Origin of the sequence: Bradyrhizobium sp. Mp27, from assembly GCF_029953005.1 — a bacterium.
In the GTDB taxonomy this organism is placed as follows: domain Bacteria; phylum Pseudomonadota; class Alphaproteobacteria; order Rhizobiales; family Xanthobacteraceae; genus Bradyrhizobium; species Bradyrhizobium barranii.
Genome location: NZ_JASAUS010000546.1, coordinates 1 through 934, shown reverse-complemented (window position 1 = coordinate 934; position 934 = coordinate 1). Strand labels below are relative to the sequence as shown.

2 protein-coding genes are annotated in these 934 nt (G+C 60.7%); one reads left to right on the top strand and one right to left on the bottom strand.

Features of this window, described 5'->3' with window-relative positions; genetic code table 11:
* Positions 1–87: 87 nt before the first annotated feature.
* Positions 88–336, bottom strand: coding sequence for a DUF768 domain-containing protein (locus QJT78_RS51665; protein WP_038945191.1), 249 nt, complete (start codon positions 334–336; stop codon positions 88–90).
* 273 nt (positions 337–609) lie between these two features.
* Here QJT78_RS51665 and QJT78_RS51660 point away from each other — a divergent pair.
* On the top strand, positions 610–934 hold a 325-nt coding region (locus QJT78_RS51660), incomplete at its 3' end, for a hypothetical protein (protein WP_080587091.1).

Here is a 934-nt window from a genome sequence, read left to right as displayed (position 1 = left end):
TTTAGATGTCCCGATCACCGCAGAGCAGCAGGGAATGTTTGAAGAGCTTAACCTTCAGCCTGGTGATGTCCAGAGGTTGCAGGGCGCCTACGTAGGCGTACGCCGCTCGCTTTCAGCGCTGTTCGCTGCCCTCAGAAGCTCTTCGATATAGGCGGCGATGTCGCCAATCGCAGCCCGCAAGTCGGCCTCCGGAATGCCCTGCCCCTTGGCAGCCTCGATGAGACGTCGCGAGAGTTCCGGCACATCCTGCGACGCGCCCGCAGTATGGTCCTGTTCGACAGCATGTATGCTGTTCTCTACCCAGAAATCGATAAACTCGCGGGCCCTGTCTGACATGTGACGTCCCCTGCTGGGACACGCTTAGCGCGCCCTTCTCAAAAGGGACAATCGAAATCACGGTTCCCGTGTGAGTAAATGAAAGGCTCCTGGGAAAGCGGTAGCCCGCCTCAACCTGCGCTGCGGCATGCTGCGCGCTCGGCTCGCGCTCGCGCGATTATAGCGCGACCGGCTCTCCCACCTACAGACAGGCCCGCCGCAGGCGAAAGTCGTAGGAACGAGCCCTCATCGCATTGCATTGATTTGTCGCCCTACATGAACATGGAGATGTGAATGCGAAAAATTGCACTAGCAGCATTGGCTGCCGGCGCGATCTCCGTCGCCGCTGTCGCTCCCGCCGAAGCCCACTGGCGTGGCGGTTGGCACGGCGGTGGCTGGGGTCCAGGACTTGGCTTTGGTCTCGCCGCTGGAGCACTCGCCTTTGGCGCCGCAGCTGCGGCCTCTCCCTACTACTATGGTCCCGCTTACGGCCCGCGGTATGGTTACTATGGCCCGGGTTATTACCGACCCCGCGTTTATTACAGGCCATACGCTTGGGGCGGATACTATGGTCCTCGGTACTATGGCGGATGGGGACGTCCAATTTACGCCGGCTGGT

Bases quoted from the DNA above. Each gene is read 5' to 3' on its own strand.
- QJT78_RS51665 (WP_038945191.1), bottom strand. From the start codon at position 336: ATGTCAGACAGGGCCCGCGAGTTTATCGATTTCTGGGTAGAGAACAGC.